Annotated in this window: 18 protein-coding genes and 1 riboswitch; of the genes, 5 read left to right on the top strand and 13 right to left on the bottom strand. The window is 64.4% G+C overall.

Annotated features, from left to right (window positions below; all coding sequences use genetic code 11):
• Window positions 1-152: 152 nt before the first annotated feature.
• Window positions 153-746 (bottom strand): lytic transglycosylase domain-containing protein, encoded by a 594-nt coding sequence (locus KUO17_RS25130; RefSeq protein WP_217978262.1) that lies wholly within the window; start codon window positions 744-746, stop codon window positions 153-155.
• Between the two features lie 172 nt (window positions 747-918).
• Here KUO17_RS25130 and gspG point away from each other — a divergent pair, with 172 nt between their 5' ends.
• Both gspG and KUO17_RS25120 read left to right on the top strand, forming a co-directional pair.
• Window positions 919-1,344, top strand: a complete 426-nt coding sequence (gspG, locus tag KUO17_RS25125; protein WP_217978261.1) for a type II secretion system major pseudopilin GspG — start codon at window positions 919-921, stop codon at window positions 1,342-1,344.
• A 9-nt stretch (window positions 1,345-1,353) separates the two neighbouring features.
• Window positions 1,354-2,541, top strand: a complete 1,188-nt coding sequence (locus KUO17_RS25120; protein WP_217978260.1) for a type II secretion system F family protein — start codon at window positions 1,354-1,356, stop codon at window positions 2,539-2,541.
• On the opposite strand, the gene KUO17_RS25115 is transcribed toward KUO17_RS25120, so the two are convergent.
• Both KUO17_RS25115 and KUO17_RS25110 read right to left on the bottom strand, forming a co-directional pair.
• Entirely contained in the window at window positions 2,538-3,383 is an 846-nt protein-coding gene (locus KUO17_RS25115) for a site-specific integrase (RefSeq protein WP_255263788.1), read from the bottom strand. The genes KUO17_RS25120 and KUO17_RS25115 overlap by 4 nt on opposite strands.
• A gap of 135 nt (window positions 3,384-3,518) precedes the next feature.
• Complete coding sequence (locus tag KUO17_RS25110; RefSeq protein ID WP_217978259.1) at window positions 3,519-4,325, bottom strand: hypothetical protein; 807 nt, start codon at window positions 4,323-4,325, stop codon at window positions 3,519-3,521.
• 123 nt (window positions 4,326-4,448) lie between these two features.
• On the opposite strand from KUO17_RS25110, the gene KUO17_RS25105 reads away from it, so the two are divergent.
• A complete protein-coding gene (locus KUO17_RS25105) occupies window positions 4,449-4,994 on the top strand; it encodes a hypothetical protein (protein ID WP_217978258.1) in 546 nt (181 codons plus the stop codon).
• 22 nt (window positions 4,995-5,016) lie between these two features.
• Here KUO17_RS25105 and KUO17_RS25100 read toward each other — a convergent pair whose 3' ends face one another.
• Genes KUO17_RS25100 through KUO17_RS25085 form a run of 4 tightly spaced genes read right to left on the bottom strand, consistent with a single transcriptional unit; the run spans window position 5,017 to window position 7,843 of the window.
• A complete protein-coding gene (locus KUO17_RS25100; RefSeq protein WP_217978257.1) occupies window positions 5,017-5,745 on the bottom strand; it encodes an amino acid ABC transporter ATP-binding protein in 729 nt (242 codons plus the stop codon).
• The gene (locus KUO17_RS25095; protein WP_217978264.1) at window positions 5,732-6,382 is read right to left on the bottom strand and encodes an amino acid ABC transporter permease; all 651 of its coding nucleotides are present in this window, start codon (window positions 6,380-6,382) and stop codon (window positions 5,732-5,734) included. Before KUO17_RS25095 ends, KUO17_RS25100 begins: the two co-directional genes overlap by 14 nt.
• Window positions 6,379-7,044: an amino acid ABC transporter permease gene (locus KUO17_RS25090; RefSeq protein ID WP_217978256.1), complete on the bottom strand. Its 666-nt coding sequence runs from the start codon at window positions 7,042-7,044 to the stop codon at window positions 6,379-6,381. The genes KUO17_RS25095 and KUO17_RS25090 overlap by 4 nt, the downstream gene beginning before the upstream one ends.
• Before the next feature lie 13 nt (window positions 7,045-7,057).
• Complete coding sequence (locus KUO17_RS25085; protein WP_217978255.1) at window positions 7,058-7,843, bottom strand: transporter substrate-binding domain-containing protein; 786 nt, start codon at window positions 7,841-7,843, stop codon at window positions 7,058-7,060.
• Between the two features lie 279 nt (window positions 7,844-8,122).
• Here KUO17_RS25085 and KUO17_RS25080 point away from each other — a divergent pair, with 279 nt between their 5' ends.
• A complete protein-coding gene (locus KUO17_RS25080) occupies window positions 8,123-8,827 on the top strand; it encodes a FadR/GntR family transcriptional regulator (protein ID WP_217978254.1) in 705 nt (234 codons plus the stop codon).
• Window positions 8,828-8,896: 69 nt separating this feature from the next.
• Entirely contained in the window at window positions 8,897-9,328 is a 432-nt protein-coding gene (locus KUO17_RS25075; protein WP_217978253.1) for a RidA family protein, read from the top strand.
• Between the two features lie 111 nt (window positions 9,329-9,439).
• Here the strand turns inward: KUO17_RS25075 and KUO17_RS25070 are convergent, their stop codons facing one another.
• The 6 genes from KUO17_RS25070 to ureE form a co-directional block, all read right to left on the bottom strand.
• Window positions 9,440-10,099, bottom strand: coding sequence for a TenA family protein (locus KUO17_RS25070; protein WP_217978252.1), 660 nt, complete (start codon window positions 10,097-10,099; stop codon window positions 9,440-9,442).
• 4 nt (window positions 10,100-10,103) lie between these two features.
• Entirely contained in the window at window positions 10,104-10,751 is a 648-nt protein-coding gene (locus tag KUO17_RS25065; protein ID WP_217978251.1) for a TenA family protein, read from the bottom strand.
• Between the two features lie 31 nt (window positions 10,752-10,782).
• Window positions 10,783-10,897: riboswitch (TPP riboswitch) on the bottom strand.
• 89 nt (window positions 10,898-10,986) lie between these two features.
• Window positions 10,987-11,610 carry an urease accessory protein UreG gene (ureG, locus tag KUO17_RS25060; RefSeq protein ID WP_217978250.1) on the bottom strand — a complete coding sequence of 208 codons (624 nt, stop codon included), beginning with the start codon at window positions 11,608-11,610 and terminating at the stop codon, window positions 10,987-10,989.
• 10 nt (window positions 11,611-11,620) lie between these two features.
• The gene (locus tag KUO17_RS25055; protein WP_217978249.1) at window positions 11,621-12,295 is read right to left on the bottom strand and encodes an urease accessory protein UreF; all 675 of its coding nucleotides are present in this window, start codon (window positions 12,293-12,295) and stop codon (window positions 11,621-11,623) included.
• Window positions 12,295-12,840 carry a HupE/UreJ family protein gene (locus tag KUO17_RS25050; protein WP_217978248.1) on the bottom strand — a complete coding sequence of 182 codons (546 nt, stop codon included), beginning with the start codon at window positions 12,838-12,840 and terminating at the stop codon, window positions 12,295-12,297. The genes KUO17_RS25055 and KUO17_RS25050 overlap by 1 nt, the downstream gene beginning before the upstream one ends.
• 21 nt (window positions 12,841-12,861) lie before the next feature.
• Complete coding sequence (gene ureE, locus KUO17_RS25045; protein WP_217978247.1) at window positions 12,862-13,347, bottom strand: urease accessory protein UreE; 486 nt, start codon at window positions 13,345-13,347, stop codon at window positions 12,862-12,864.
• Window positions 13,348-13,356 lie beyond the last annotated feature (9 nt).

The following is a 13,356-nucleotide window of genomic DNA, read 5'->3' as shown; positions in this document are numbered from 1 at the left end:
ATCGAGCGCCGCCCGCGCGGCGCTTCGCTGGCAAGTCGAATCGTCGCACCGCAGCTCCCACATCGATTGCAACGCACCATGGCCTGTGAGATTTGAGTTGTCAGCCCTGTTAGCTCGACAACAGATCTCAGTGCACCCACTACCCCCCACTCCTACGGCAACCCCTGCAATCGCCGATACTGCTTCAGCACGCTCGGCACATAACGCTGCGTCTCGGCAAACGGCGGGATCACCCTGCCCCGGCTCAACACCGCATCCGGGCCCGCGTTGTACGCCGCCACCGCCAAGCTCACATCATTGTCGAACAAGGTCAGCATGCGCTTGAGATAACGCGCACCACCCTGCAGGTTGGCAGCCGGGTCCAACGCATCGTCCACCCCCAGCTCCCGAGCCGTATCCGGCATCAACTGCATCAACCCCACCGCCCCCTTGGGCGAACGCGCGTTGGGGTTGTAGCGCGACTCGGCCTGCACCACCGCATGCAGCAATGCCGCCGGCACATCGTTGGCCTGCGCCGCCGCCGCAATCAATTCTGCGTATGGCATGCCGGTAATCAGCTGCGGCCCGGCACTGCTGGCCTGCGCCACCGCGCCAGGCTCAGCCACCACCCGCTGGTAATGGCGCCCAGGCCGATGAACGTTGGACAGCACATAGCTGCCGTTGGCCGACACCGAGATGTACACGTCGGCCTGGACCGGTTGCGCGGATGCCAGCCAGGCCAGCACTGCCGTCGTCAGAATGCGCATGTTGCCGCCTCCCCGTTGCATCCCCAAAAAGTGGGGGTTATCCCCCGCTTGGCGAGGTTTTAAACGGTTAACGCAAGCACTGTGCCGGCCTACCCCCTCGCCCTTGCAGCACCCGACCAAGTCGCGCATGACTCTTGCATAAGGCCCTTGGCAACCTGACGGAGGCCCGCCCATGAACAACAACAAACACTTCACCCAACGCGGCTTCACCCTGCTCGAACTGCTGGTGGTACTGGTGGTGCTCGGCCTGCTGGCCGGCATTGTCGCGCCCAAATACTTCAGCCAGCTGGGCCGCTCGGAGGCCAAGGTGGCGCGCGCGCAGATCGAGGGTCTGAGCAAGGCCCTGGACCTGTACCGGCTGGAAGTCGGCCATTACCCCTCGGCCGAACAGGGCCTGCAGGCGCTGGTCAGCGCACCCAGCGACGAGGCCCGCTGGTCAGGCCCCTACCTGCAGAAAAAGGTGCCGCAAGACCCCTGGGGACATGCCTACATCTACCGCTACCCCGGCGAGAACGGCGAGTACGACCTGCTGTCGATGGGCAAGGATGGCCAGCCCGGTGGTGACGGCGAGAACGCCGAAATCACCAGCTGGCAGTAGGAGGCGCACATGCGGTTCGCCCTGAAGGCCCTGGGCAAGGGTGGCGTAGTGGCCCTCGAGCTTGAAGCACAAGACCCCGCCCAGGCCCGCCAGATGGCCGAACAACAGGGCCTGCGCGTGGTCAGCCTGCGCAGCGCCGAACGTTTCGGACGGCTGCGCTGGCGCCGGCGCGAGGCCTTCAACCTGGTGCTGTTCAGCCAGGAACTGACTACCCTGCTCAACGCCGGCCTGCCGCTGATCGACGCCTTGCAGAGCCTGGCCGAAAAAGAAACCGCACCGGCACCGCGCAAGACCCTCGATGAACTGGTACGCCTGCTGTACGAAGGCAAGTCGCTGTCCCAGGCCCTGGGGCAGTTGCCGGCGGTATTCCCGGCACTGTACGTGGCGCTGGTGCAGTCCAGCGAAAAGACCGGCGCCCTGGCCGAGGCGCTGGGCCGTTACGTGGCCTATCGCCAACGCATGGACGAGGTGCGGCAGAAGATCGTCAGCGCCTCTATCTACCCACTGCTGCTGTTGCTGGTGGGCGGTGGCGTGGTGCTGTTCCTGCTGGGGTATGTGGTGCCGCGCTTCAGCCTGGTGTTCGATGGCCTGGGCGCGAGCCTGCCGTGGTTGTCGCAGATGCTGATGCAGGCGGGGATGTTCCTGCATGCCCATCAGGCGGCGCTGGGGGCCGCTACCGTCGGCGGCGTGATCACCCTCGCCGTCCTGCAACGCCAGCCTGCGGTGCGCCGCTGGCTCACGCGGCAACTGGAGCGCCTGCCGGCCTTGCACCGGCGCCTGGTGATGTACGAACTGGCGCGCTTCTATCGCTCGTTGGGGATTCTGTTGCAGGGGGGGATTCCGATCCTCACCGCCATGGGCATGGCCCGCGGTTTGCTCGGCACTGCGGCCAGCGAGCGCCTGGACCAGGCCTGCGAACGGGTACGCGAAGGCTTGTCGCTGTCGGCGGCGCTACAGGCCGGTGAGCTGGTAACGCCGGTGTCGCTGCGCCTGCTGCGGGCCGGCGAGCAGTCGGGCAACGTGGGCCAGATGATGGAACGCAGCGCCGACTTCTACGATGAGGAAATCAGCCGCTGGATCGAATGGTTCGTGCGCCTGTTCGAACCGCTGCTGATGACCTTCATCGGGCTGCTGATCGGGGTGATCGTGATCTTGATGTACATGCCGATTTTCGAACTGGCGTCGAGCATTCACTAGCAGTCGAAACGGTCCACCGCGCGCCGTCGCTCATTGTCGTCCCGCATATCATAGTTGGCGGTAGTCTGGATGTTGCTGTGGTGCGCCAGCTTCTGTGCAATCGACAGGTCGTGTTCCTCGATCACGCGGGTGATGAACGAGCGGCGAAAATCGTGCGGCATGATCTTCACCCCCACCTGGGTGCCGCGTTGGCGCGCGATGTAGTAGATCGCATGCTTGGTGATGCGTTCGCGGGTGATATGGCTGCCACGACGGATGCGGTTGAACAGAAAGTCGTCGTCGGCCTGCCCTTCGGGCAACTGCGAACGACGAAACGCGAGCCAGGCATTGAGCTTGTCGAACGCCCAGGTGGGCGCGTACTTGATCAGTTGCCTGTTGCCCTTGCCCACCACCTGCAGGCTGCGCTCGCTGAAGTCGATCTGCGCCAGGCCCAGGTTGACCGACTCGCTCTTGCGCATCCCGGTGCCGTACAGCAACGCGATCACCGCCGCGTCGCGCAGCCCTTGCGGGCGCGGGTCGGCGGCGCAGGCGTCCATCAGCTCGCGAATCAGCGTGCGCTTGAGGTTGCGGCCCACCGGCAGGCGCGTGCCCTGGGCGGCCTTGACCGTGCGGATCTTGAGCAACTGGTCCTGGCTGATCAGGCTCAGGCGCCAGGCCTCGTTCATGACCCCGCGAATCGCGTTGACGTACAGCGACGAGGTGTTGGGTGCGTAGCCATCGGCGCGCAACGCCGCCACCAGCGCCGTGACATGGCCCGGTTCGAGCAGGTGCCAGGGCACCTCGTTGATGTCACTGTCCTCGAAACCCAGGCGGTCGGCGGCATCCTGCAGGATGTACTTCATGGTCAGCTGGCTGGAGGGCGCCAGCCGGGCGAGGTATTGCAGCAGGGGGTTGTGCAGGGAAATGGGCTGTGGATCAGGCAAAACGTTGGGTTCCTCTCGTGCGGTGCGGCAGAAAACAGGCCGCAGATGATACCCCTAGTCCACCAGGTAAAGCTTGATGGTTTCCCGCGTCAGCGACATCACCTCGTGGGTGTAGCCCTCGCTGTCGCTGGTGCCGTATTCCAGATAGCCGTCCTTGCGCTGGATCACATAGGCCACGCGCGGCAGCGCCCTGCCCGTTTCCGCGTCGGTGATGGGCAGGCGGGCGCTGTACATCGTGGCTTCTACCTGCCTGGCGAAAGGGGCCAGCGGCGTGGCGTCGGGCAACGTGGGCGCTGCCCACACGTACGGCGGGATATAGGGGCGATAGTCATGCTTGTCTACCTCGGGTAGCAACACCGATACGGGGATGCGCATGACCAGCGTGAAATATGCGTGGTACGGGAATGCGGTGATGTACAGCTTGCAGGGGATGGTGGTTCTTTTTTCGAGCAGGCGCTGGATGGTTTCGCGGGTCAGATCGGTGCTGGTGGAGCGGTTCGGCTCGGTCTTGCTGAAGCTCATCTGCGCCAGGTAGTTGAAGCTGCCATCGGCTGCACGGCTTTCGAACTCCGGCGAGCCGGACAGGTTGTAGCTGATGACGTGTTCGAGGTCGAAGTTCTCGTCACCGTCCAGCGCGCATACCAGCCGCTCGCTGATCTGGCCATTGCCGGTGTGGCGTTCGAACAGGCTGAGCAGGTCTTCATCGGCCTGAAAGCGCAGGTCGTAGCGATGCGTGTTATCGGTGAACGAAAGCAAGCGCAGGGGCATCGGGTCGATGCCGTGGTCCTTCACGCAGCCGCTGGTGAACAGGGCGCTGGCAGCCAGGATGCAGCCTGCAACGAGGCGGTGGAACAGGGGCATGCAGCGTCATCCTTGAACGTGGCGGGCGCGCAGGATGACGCAGTGCCGGGGCGTCAGCAAATGTTTGTGCGCTGTGGCGGCATTTGGTGTATCAAGGCGCCTTTTCGCTTTCATGGACGAACCATGCATCCCCTCCCGCTCGTTGCCGTGGTGCTGCTGCTCAGCCAGCTCACGGCCTGCTCCCTGTTCATCCCTCGCGCCAAGGCCACGGTCGAACCGATCAGCCTGCAAAAACAGCTCGACGGCAGGCACAGCGTGTACACCCTGACCTTTGCCGCCGATGTGGACGTGCTCGACGCCTTTCGCGGCAAGACCAGCCAGTTGGGCACGCGGATCGAGTGCTCGATCACCGAGGATGAAAACCTGGCGTATGACCATCGCATGGCGTATTCGCTGATCGGTGAGATCGTGCGTGATGACTCGCCGCCGCGTGATGGTCTGTTCATCTCGACGCTGAGCTTCCAGAAGAAAGACCAGTACCGCGGCCTGAGCGATGAGGCCGCGCTCGACATGCTCAAGCGAAAGCCGGTGCTACCTTGCACCATGAAGGCGGCGGGGTTCTTTGTCGGCTATTACTACTCCAGGCCATTCACCTTGCAGGCCAGTGATTTGATCCGGCTGATCAAGGGTCCGGTGCCTTCGCAGCGGGTGTTTCTCAAGCGGTATTGAGGTTCGGCGTTGACCGCCCTGTTCAACTCACACTCCCAATGAAGTTGGCCAGTTCCGCTGTCTGCGGCGCGTCGAACAATACCTTCGGATCACCCACCTCATGCACCTTGCCATGGTGCATGAACACCAGCTTGTCACCCACCTCACGGGCAAAGCGCATCTCGTGCGTGACCATCACCAGCGTCATGCCCTCACGGGCCAGCTCGCGCACCACGCTGAGCACCTCGTTCACCAGCTCCGGGTCCAGCGCCGAGGTGATCTCGTCGCACAGCAACACCTTGGGTGACATCGCCAGTGCACGCGCAATCGCCACGCGCTGCTGCTGCCCACCCGACAGCTGATCAGGGTAGGCATCGAACTTGTTGCCCAGCCCTACCCGCTCCAGCATTTTCTCGGCCAACGCACGCACCTCGGCTTTGCGCGCCTTCTTCACCAGTTGCGGGGCCAGCATCACGTTCTCGCCCACGCTCAGGTGCGGGAACAGGTTGAACTGCTGGAAGATCATGCCCACCTTCTGGCGCAAGCTGCGCAGGTCCGCACGCTGGGCGTCGAGGTACTCGCCATCGACCTCGATCACGCCGTCGTTGATCGACTCCAGCCCATTGAGCGTACGCAGCAAGGTGCTCTTGCCCGAACCGCTGCGGCCGATGATCGCCACCACTTCCCCCGGCTCGATGCTCAGGTCGATGCCCTTGAGCACGTGGTTATCACCGTAGTACTTGTGCAGCGCAGACACTCTAACCAGCGACATACAGCCTCCTTTCCAGGTGACGGGCACCCAGCGACAGCGGAAAACACAACAGGAAGTAGCCCAGTGCAACCAGGCCATAGACCATGAACGGTTCGAAGGTGGCATTGGCAAGCATGCCGCCGGTCTTGGTCAGCTCGGTAAAACCGATGATCGAGGTGACCGCCGTGCCCTTGACCACCTGCACCGAAAACCCCACGGTCGGCGCCACGGCAATGCGCAACGCCTGTGGCAGCACGATGTAGCGCAACTGCTCATAGCGGTTGAGCGCAAGGCTCGCACTCGCCTCCCATTGCCCCCGCGGGATCGATTCGACGCAGCCACGCCAGATCTCGGCCAGGAATGCACTGGTGAACAGGGTCAGTGCAATCGCTGCCGCCATCCACGCCGACACATCAAGGCCGAACAGCGCGATACCGAAAAACACCATGAACAGTTGCATCAGCAACGGCGTGCCCTGAAACAACTCGATGTACCCGCGTGCCAGCACCCGCAGCAGGCGGCGCTCGGAGATACGCCCCAGCAGCATCAGCAGGCCAGTGGCGCCGCCGAACACGAAGGCCACCAGCGACAGCAGCAGCGTCCACTGCAACCCCACCAGCAGGTTGCGCACGATGTCCCACAGGGTAAATTCCATCAGCGTCTCCCCAGCACGAAACGACGGCCCAGCGCATTGAGCAACTGGCGCACCAGAATGGCCATGGCCAGGTACACCAGGGTGGTCAGCAGGTAGGTTTCAAACGCACGAAAGTTGCGCGACTGAATGAAGTTGGCCGCAAACGACAACTCCTCGGTGGCGATCTGCGAACACACCGCCGAGCCCAGCATGACGATCACGATCTGGCTCGACAGCGCCGGCCATACCTTGGTCAGGGCCGGGCGGATGACCACGTAGCGAAACGTCTCCAGACGGCTCATGGCCAACGCCGCCGCGGCCTCCAGCTGCCCGCGCGGGATCGCCTGGATACCGGCGCGGATGATCTCGGTGGAGTACGCACCCAGGTTGATCACCATCGCCAACGCGGCCGCCTGCCATTCGGTCATGCGCACACCCAGCGCGGGCAAGCCGAAGAAGATGAAGAACAGTTGCACAATGAACGGCGTGTTGCGGATCAGCTCCACATACATCCCGAACACCCAGTTGAACGGCTTGAGGTTCCACGCTCGCACCACGGCGCCGACCAGGCCCAGGGCAACCCCGAGCACGGTGCCGATCACGGTCAGCTCCAGAGTGAACAGTGCCCCCTTGAGCAGCAGGTCAGCCTGCTGCAGTACCGGGGCGAAATCGAATTGATAGGCCATCGGCTGTACTCGCTCAGAAACCGGTCGGCAATGGCTGCTTCAACCACTTCTCGGCATTGCGGTTGAGGCTGCCATCGGCCTTGGCCTCGGCCAGGATCGTATTGACCTTGGCGAGCAAGGCCGGCTCCTGCTTGGCCAGGCCCACATACACCGGCGAGTCCTTGAGCTGCACCTTGAGCACCGGCACCTTGGCCGGGTTCTTCGCCGCGATGGCCGACATCACCACGCTGCCGCTGGCGATCAGGTCGACCTGGCCGGACAGGTAGGCGGCAATGGTCGAGTTGTTGTCCTCGAAGCGCTTGATGGTTGCGCCCTTGGGGGCGACAGCGCTCAGTTCCATGTCTTCGATGGCGCCACGGGTGACGCTGATGGTCTTGCCATTCAGGGCCTCGATGTTCTCCACGGCGCTGCCTTCAGGCCCGAACACGCCCAGGTAGAACGGCGCGTAGGGGGCGGAGAAGTCCACGACCTTTTCGCGCTCGGGGTTCTTGCCCAGGCTGGAGATCACCAGGTCGACCTTGCCGGTGGTGAGAAACGGAATGCGGTTGGTGCTGTTTACCGGTGTCAGCGCCAGCCTGACCCCCAGTTTGTCGGCCAGCAGTTGCGCGGTGTCGATGTCCAGGCCGCGCGGCTTGAGGTCCGGGCCGACCGAACCGAACGGCGGGAAGTCCTGCGGCACGGCTACCTTGAGTACGCCACGCTGGCTGATATCGCTCAGTGCATCGGCCTGGGCAGTGAAGTGAACCAGGGCACCGGAGCACAGCGCAGTGGCAAGCAGCAAGTTGCGAAATTTACTCATGGGTCACGACCTCGGGGGTGGGCGGCTGAATTTGCTGAGTCGAGCCAATGCACTGCGCATGCCAGAATGCGCCGCGAGCATTGCCGCTGGCCGCCAGGTCGCGGCCCGTGGCGGTCTTACTGGTCTGAACAGTCAGGATGTTGACCAACTGATCAGGCGTGGGCTCGCACCCCTTTCTGGCAGCGGCCTGCGGGCGTGCGCCAGGCTGGGGCGCCACTTGCGCTGGGGGGTGGAAAGGTCGTAAAACAGCAGCTTCGTTGATCCGACTGGTCTGAACAGATGCTCGCAACCCCCACCCGTGGTGCCGTCCCAGAACTGGCCGTACAAGGCATCCAGCGGTTGATTCGCGATGGCGGCTACCAGGCCGGCGACAGCCTGCCCTCGCAGCGCGACCTGGCGCAGCAGTTGGGTGTGAGCCGGGCATCGCTGCGCGAGGCATTGTCTTCACTGAGTGCACGCGGGGTGGTCAGCGTGCAACCGGGAAAAGGCGTGTTCGTGCAAGGCGCGGCCCGCGCCAGCGAGCCTGCCGGCCCCTGGTTTGCCTGGCCGTTTGCCGAACAGGTGTCGGCCGCCGACACCTTTCAGTTGCGCTATGTGCTGGAGGGTTTTGCTGCCGGACAGGCTGCCACGTCGCTGACAAGCGATGCGATCGATGCGCTGACGGACAATGTCGAAGCCATGCGCGTGCAGCTCAAGGCCGGCAATTTCGAGGCAGCGGCGCAGCTGGATTTCGAGTTTCACCGGCACATTCTGGAGGCCAGTGGCAACCAGGCGATGTTGAACGTCATCACCAGCAGCAAGGCGATTTTCATGGAGAGCCAGAAGCTGCCGTTCATTCGGCCCGAGCGGGCGATGGAGACTTGGCAGGAGCACCGCAAGATTCTGCGCGCACTGGCACGGCATTCAGGGGCCGCGGCGAAGAAGGCGATGGAGGAGCATGTGAGGAATGCGGCATCACGTACCGGGATTGTATTTTCGGGATGATGACAAGCGCTTGACCTCAACCTAACTCGAGGTTTTACCCTTGCGGCTCTTTTGAACGGAGTCGCCCCGATGAGCCTTGCCAACCGCCCTGCCCCCTTCGCACTGTCCAATCCCGAAGGTCTCTACGACCCCAGCGCCAATGCGTACTCGCACGTGGCAGAGGTCAGTACCGCCGCCAAGCTGTTGTACATCGCCGGCCAGGGCGGTGAAGACCTTGCCGGTACGCTGTCGGCGGACTTTGCCGAACAGGCCAGGCAGGCGCTGCTCAACCTGGGTATCGCGCTCGAGTCCAGAGGCGCGAGCCTGGCCGATGTGTTCAAGCTGACCCTGCTGATCGTCGACCACAGCGAAGCGAAGCTTGCGTTGTGGGTAGCCGCTGCCAATGCGGCGTGGGGTACGCACATGAAGCCGACCTGCACGCTGATACCGGTGCCGCGGCTGGCGCTGGACGGGATGCAGATCGAGATCGATGCGGTGGCGGCCGTGGTTGCCGCACGGTAGGTCGTCACGAGCACTGCCGTCTTCGCTGGCAGGTCAGCTCCCACAGGACCCCCACTGCTCCTGGATCCAGTGAGAGACCTGTGGGAGCTGGCTTGCCAGCGAAGACGCCCGTCAGTACCCCGCCAATCCCATCTGCCAGAAATCCGCTTCCAGGCGCGACGCCTGCGCAAATATCGCCGCCAGCTCGGCAAAGCGCTGCTCGGTCATGCTGCGCGCCGCCAGTTCGTCCAGGTGCAGGCGCGCCGCCGTGGCCACGCCCTGATAACCCTCACCGGCATACTCGCCAATCCACTCGCGGTACGGATGATCGCCCAGCGCCGCCACGCCGTCGGGGCTCAATGCCCGGCCGATCTCGGCATAGCCGATCACGCACGGCGCCAATGCCACATGCAGGTCGAGCAGATCCCCGGCCGCGCCGCAATCGAGCACGAAACGGGTGTAGGCCACCGTGGCCTGATGCTCGGGCGCGGCCTCGATGTCGGCCTTGGACAGGCCCCAGCGTGCGCACAGGCGTACATGCAGCTCGGTTTCATCGAGGATTGCGGCCAGGCCGGCCTGCGCCGCACGGATATCCGAGGGGCGGCGGCTCTTGTAGGCAGCCAGCGCCCAGGCCCGGGCGAACTGGATCAGGAACAGGTAGTCCTGCACCAGGTAGGTCCGAAACGCCTGCTCAGGCAGGCTGCCCTCGCCCATCTGGCGCACGAAACTGTGGTCGACGTAGCTCGACCACGCCGGGGCTGCTGCGCTCTTGAGGCGTTCGAAGATGTCCATTGGTTCACCCCTGGTAAACGGCATCGAAGAATTCTTTTTCAAGCTTCACTGTGCGCAGGAAGAAGTCACTGCTGATGGCCTCCTCGTGCGGGCCCACACGGTCGAGCTCCGTCCCCAGGAAAGCGACGAAGTCACTGAACGCAGGGTTGTCATGCAGGGTGATCCACTCGGCATGCACGAAATTGTCCGGCAGCGGCTTGGGCGCCTTGAGCGCCCAGTCCAGGTAAAGGCCCTCGGCTACGTTGAGCACTGCCAGCACCGCCGCATAGGAACGGGTGGCCGCCGCCTGGCGCATGATCGCCTTGAAGCCTGCGGTGGGCAGCGTGTCGGGCGCCTCGGTGCGTTGTGCCTGGCTGACACCCAGCGCTTCGAAGGCGCGCAGGAAGTAGGTGTTTTCATCGCTGGCGATCATGCCGGCAAAGCGCGCCAGGCGCAGGCGTGCGTCGAAGGTGTCGGCGGTGGCGATCGCGGCGCCGAGCAGGGTCACGAAACTGTCGATGAAGCGGTGGTCCTGCACCAGGTAACGCACCATCACCGGGTCCGGCAGGCTGCCGTCGCACAGTTGCGTCACGAAAGGGTGGCTGACGGCCGCCGACCAGGTCGGTTCGCTTTTGGCCCGCAGGCGTTGGGTGAAGCGTTGAGTGTCGGGCATGGAGCGGCCTCGCAGTGAGGCCGGCAAAAAGGCAGGCGCTAGATCCCATCCCTTCGCCGGCATGATCCGGATCAGGTTCAAAGGGTCACCGCGCTGCGTGCGCTTGCGGTTTCTCAGCCCTGTGCCGGGCTCCCCTTGGTGGGCACACTGTATACAGCCGCAAGGTCGATGTTGTCCAGCCTGGCCCCTTCGCTGGTCAGCCAGCGAAGGGGCCGGTGGAATCACCACTGGTTTTTCATGCCGCGGGTTTCAACATCCCCCGCTCGACGATGAAATCGATCACCGCACTCAGGCCCTGCCCGGTCTTGAGGTTGCTGAAGGTCCACGGCCGCTCGGGCCGCATGCGCTGGGTGTCCTTCTCCATCACCTCCAGCGACGCCCCCACATACGGCGCCAGGTCGATCTTGTTGATCACCAGAAAGTCCGACTTGGTGATCCCCGGCCCGCCCTTGCGCGGGATCTTCTCGCCTTCGGCCACGTCGATCACGTAGATCGTCAGGTCCGCCAGCTCCGGGCTGAAGGTGGCGCTCAGGTTGTCACCGCCGCTTTCAACGAAGATGACCTCCAGATTGCCAAACTTGCGCGCCAGCTCTTCCACCGCCGCCAGGTTCATCGAGGCATCTTCGCGGATCGCCGTGTGCGGGCAGCCGCCGGTCTCCACGCCGACGATACGCTCAGGCTCCAGCGCCCCCGCCTCGGTCAGGATGCGCTGGTCTTCCTTGGTGTAGATGTCGTTGGTGACCACGGCGATCTGGTAGTCGTCGCGCATGGCCTTGCACAGCGCTTCAAGCAGCGCGGTCTTGCCAGAGCCGACCGGGCCGCCGACACCGACGCGCAGGGGTTGCTGATAGCTTTGCATGGCAGTTTCCTCAAGATCGGAACAATCGGGTGTATTGGGTTTCATGCCGGGCCGAGGCGATCGCCAGCAGCGGCAAGCCTCCACCCAACGCTTCATCAGGTAGTTCAAGCGCCCTTTCGAGCACCTCGGGCAACTCGACGCTCAGGTCGCGCAGCAGGGTCTGGGCCGCCTGCTGGCCGAACGGCACCAGCTTGACCCCAGCCATTACCGCGCCCTCCAGCCAGGCAAAAGCATGCCCCAGGGCCAGCTGGCGCAACGGAATCTCCCAGTGCGCCCCCAGCCAGGCCATCCCGCCCAGCTGGCTCAACTCGACACTGGCACGCCACGCCGGGGCCTGGCACAGCTGCCAGCCATCGAGCATTCGCGCCAGCGCCTTGCCGCGCTGGCGCTCTTCAAGGCGCAGCTCGGCGGTTTCTCGGTTGGCCAGCAGAAACGCGCTCCACCCCGCGAACGCCTCGGCATCGTCTTCGCGGCAGGCGCGGTACAGCCGTTGCAACAAGGGCCAGTCGAGGTGGCCGAGGGTGTCGTGCAACTGCTCGCGTTGCCAGGCCCGAAAGCCCTCGGCGCCCTTCACCCAGCCCGCCTCCACCGCCCATTCCAGCCCCTGCGAGTAGGTAAACCCCCCCACCGGCAGGTTCGCGCTGGTCAGCTGCAGCAGGCGCAGCAAGTGCAGTTCGCTGCTCATCAGCCGGCCAGCACGAATGCAGCACCCGCCAGCAAGCCACCACCGAAGGCCTTCTGCAGGCCAGCATGACGGCGCAGCAGGCACCCGCCCGCAAAGCCCGCCAGCAGCAACAGACCGCTGACCGCGACAAAGCCGGCACTGAACACCCAGAACGCGCCGGGGCTGGCTTCCACGCCATGGGCCCAGCCATGGAACAGGGCGAACACCGGCATGATCAGTGCCAGCAGCACCTGGCGACGCGGCAGCAACAACGCCGCGGCAGCCACCAGCAACGAACCGATGATCATGCTTTCCATGCCGATCACCCCACCGAACAGGTGGCCCAGCAGCGCACCGCCGAACATCGCGGCCAGCGTCGCCAATGGCAATGCCAGGCTGCGCCCGGTCAGCGCGGCGAGTACCCCCGTGCCCAGCAGCATCAACAGGTGGTCAAGGCCGGTCAGCGGGTGCAGCAGGCCGTCCTGCAGCGGGTTGGCGTCGTGGCCCGGGTGCGCGAAGGCCGGCACGGCAATCAGCAACAGTACAAGGGCAAAGGTCTTTTTCATGGGTCAGGCTCCAGGTCGAATTCAGAGGGCGGGTGCGGGCAAACGCACGAACAGATGGTCGCTATGGCTGTGGCTGTGAGGCGCGCTCTGGTAGGCACCGGCCTCCGGTTCGAACGGCGCCTGCTCCACCGACACCTGCAGGCCGAAACCGCGCACCATGTCGTCCAGCACATGGTCATGCTGGTAGCGCACGAACTCGCGCTCGATCTGCAACGGCACATGCCGGTTGCCCAGGTGGTAGGCGGCGCGCGCCAGCAGCAGCGGGTCAGCGCAGCGCACCGTCGAGACCTGCTCGGCGGCCGCCAGGATGCGCACCACCTCCACGCCCTCGGCATCGGCCAGCAGCTCGCCGCCTCGGATCAACTGGCCGCGCTCGAGCATCAGGCCGGCATCGCGACCATCGTCCAGGGTGATGCGCACGCGGCTCTTGATGCGCGTGTCCAGGCTCAGGGTGGCCGTGGCGCTGATAGGCCCGGCCTCGCCCAGGCGTTGCGTCAACAGAATCATGCTCGCTCC

The sequence above is a fragment of the Pseudomonas aegrilactucae genome (genome assembly GCF_019168305.1).
GTDB classification, from domain to species: Bacteria; Pseudomonadota; Gammaproteobacteria; order Pseudomonadales; family Pseudomonadaceae; genus Aquipseudomonas; species Aquipseudomonas aegrilactucae.
This window is presented reverse-complemented; position numbering and strand designations above follow the sequence as displayed.

Excerpts from the sequence above, each read along its gene's own strand:
- KUO17_RS25070 (WP_217978252.1), bottom strand. The coding sequence starts at position 10,099 with ATGGACATCTTCGAACGCCTCAAGAGCGCAGCAGCCCCGGCGTGGTCG.
- KUO17_RS25110 (WP_217978259.1), bottom strand. The coding sequence starts at position 4,325 with ATGCCCCTGTTCCACCGCCTCGTTGCAGGCTGCATCCTGGCTGCCAGC.
- KUO17_RS25055 (WP_217978249.1), bottom strand. The coding sequence starts at position 12,295 with ATGAGCAGCGAACTGCACTTGCTGCGCCTGCTGCAGCTGACCAGCGCG.
- KUO17_RS25120 (WP_217978260.1), top strand. The coding sequence starts at position 1,354 with ATGCGGTTCGCCCTGAAGGCCCTGGGCAAGGGTGGCGTAGTGGCCCTC.
- KUO17_RS25090 (WP_217978256.1), bottom strand. The coding sequence starts at position 7,044 with ATGGCCTATCAATTCGATTTCGCCCCGGTACTGCAGCAGGCTGACCTG.
- KUO17_RS25050 (WP_217978248.1), bottom strand. The coding sequence starts at position 12,840 with ATGAAAAAGACCTTTGCCCTTGTACTGTTGCTGATTGCCGTGCCGGCC.
- KUO17_RS25085 (WP_217978255.1), bottom strand. The coding sequence starts at position 7,843 with ATGAGTAAATTTCGCAACTTGCTGCTTGCCACTGCGCTGTGCTCCGGT.
- KUO17_RS25115 (WP_255263788.1), bottom strand. The coding sequence starts at position 3,383 with ATGAAGTACATCCTGCAGGATGCCGCCGACCGCCTGGGTTTCGAGGAC.
- KUO17_RS25105 (WP_217978258.1), top strand. The coding sequence starts at position 4,449 with ATGCATCCCCTCCCGCTCGTTGCCGTGGTGCTGCTGCTCAGCCAGCTC.
- ureE (WP_217978247.1), bottom strand. The coding sequence starts at position 13,347 with ATGATTCTGTTGACGCAACGCCTGGGCGAGGCCGGGCCTATCAGCGCC.
- KUO17_RS25100 (WP_217978257.1), bottom strand. The coding sequence starts at position 5,745 with ATGTCGCTGGTTAGAGTGTCTGCGCTGCACAAGTACTACGGTGATAAC.
- KUO17_RS25130 (WP_217978262.1), bottom strand. The coding sequence starts at position 746 with ATGCGCATTCTGACGACGGCAGTGCTGGCCTGGCTGGCATCCGCGCAA.
- gspG (WP_217978261.1), top strand. The coding sequence starts at position 919 with ATGAACAACAACAAACACTTCACCCAACGCGGCTTCACCCTGCTCGAA.
- KUO17_RS25080 (WP_217978254.1), top strand. The coding sequence starts at position 8,123 with ATGCTCGCAACCCCCACCCGTGGTGCCGTCCCAGAACTGGCCGTACAA.
- KUO17_RS25065 (WP_217978251.1), bottom strand. The coding sequence starts at position 10,751 with ATGCCCGACACTCAACGCTTCACCCAACGCCTGCGGGCCAAAAGCGAA.
- ureG (WP_217978250.1), bottom strand. The coding sequence starts at position 11,610 with ATGCAAAGCTATCAGCAACCCCTGCGCGTCGGTGTCGGCGGCCCGGTC.
- KUO17_RS25075 (WP_217978253.1), top strand. The coding sequence starts at position 8,897 with ATGAGCCTTGCCAACCGCCCTGCCCCCTTCGCACTGTCCAATCCCGAA.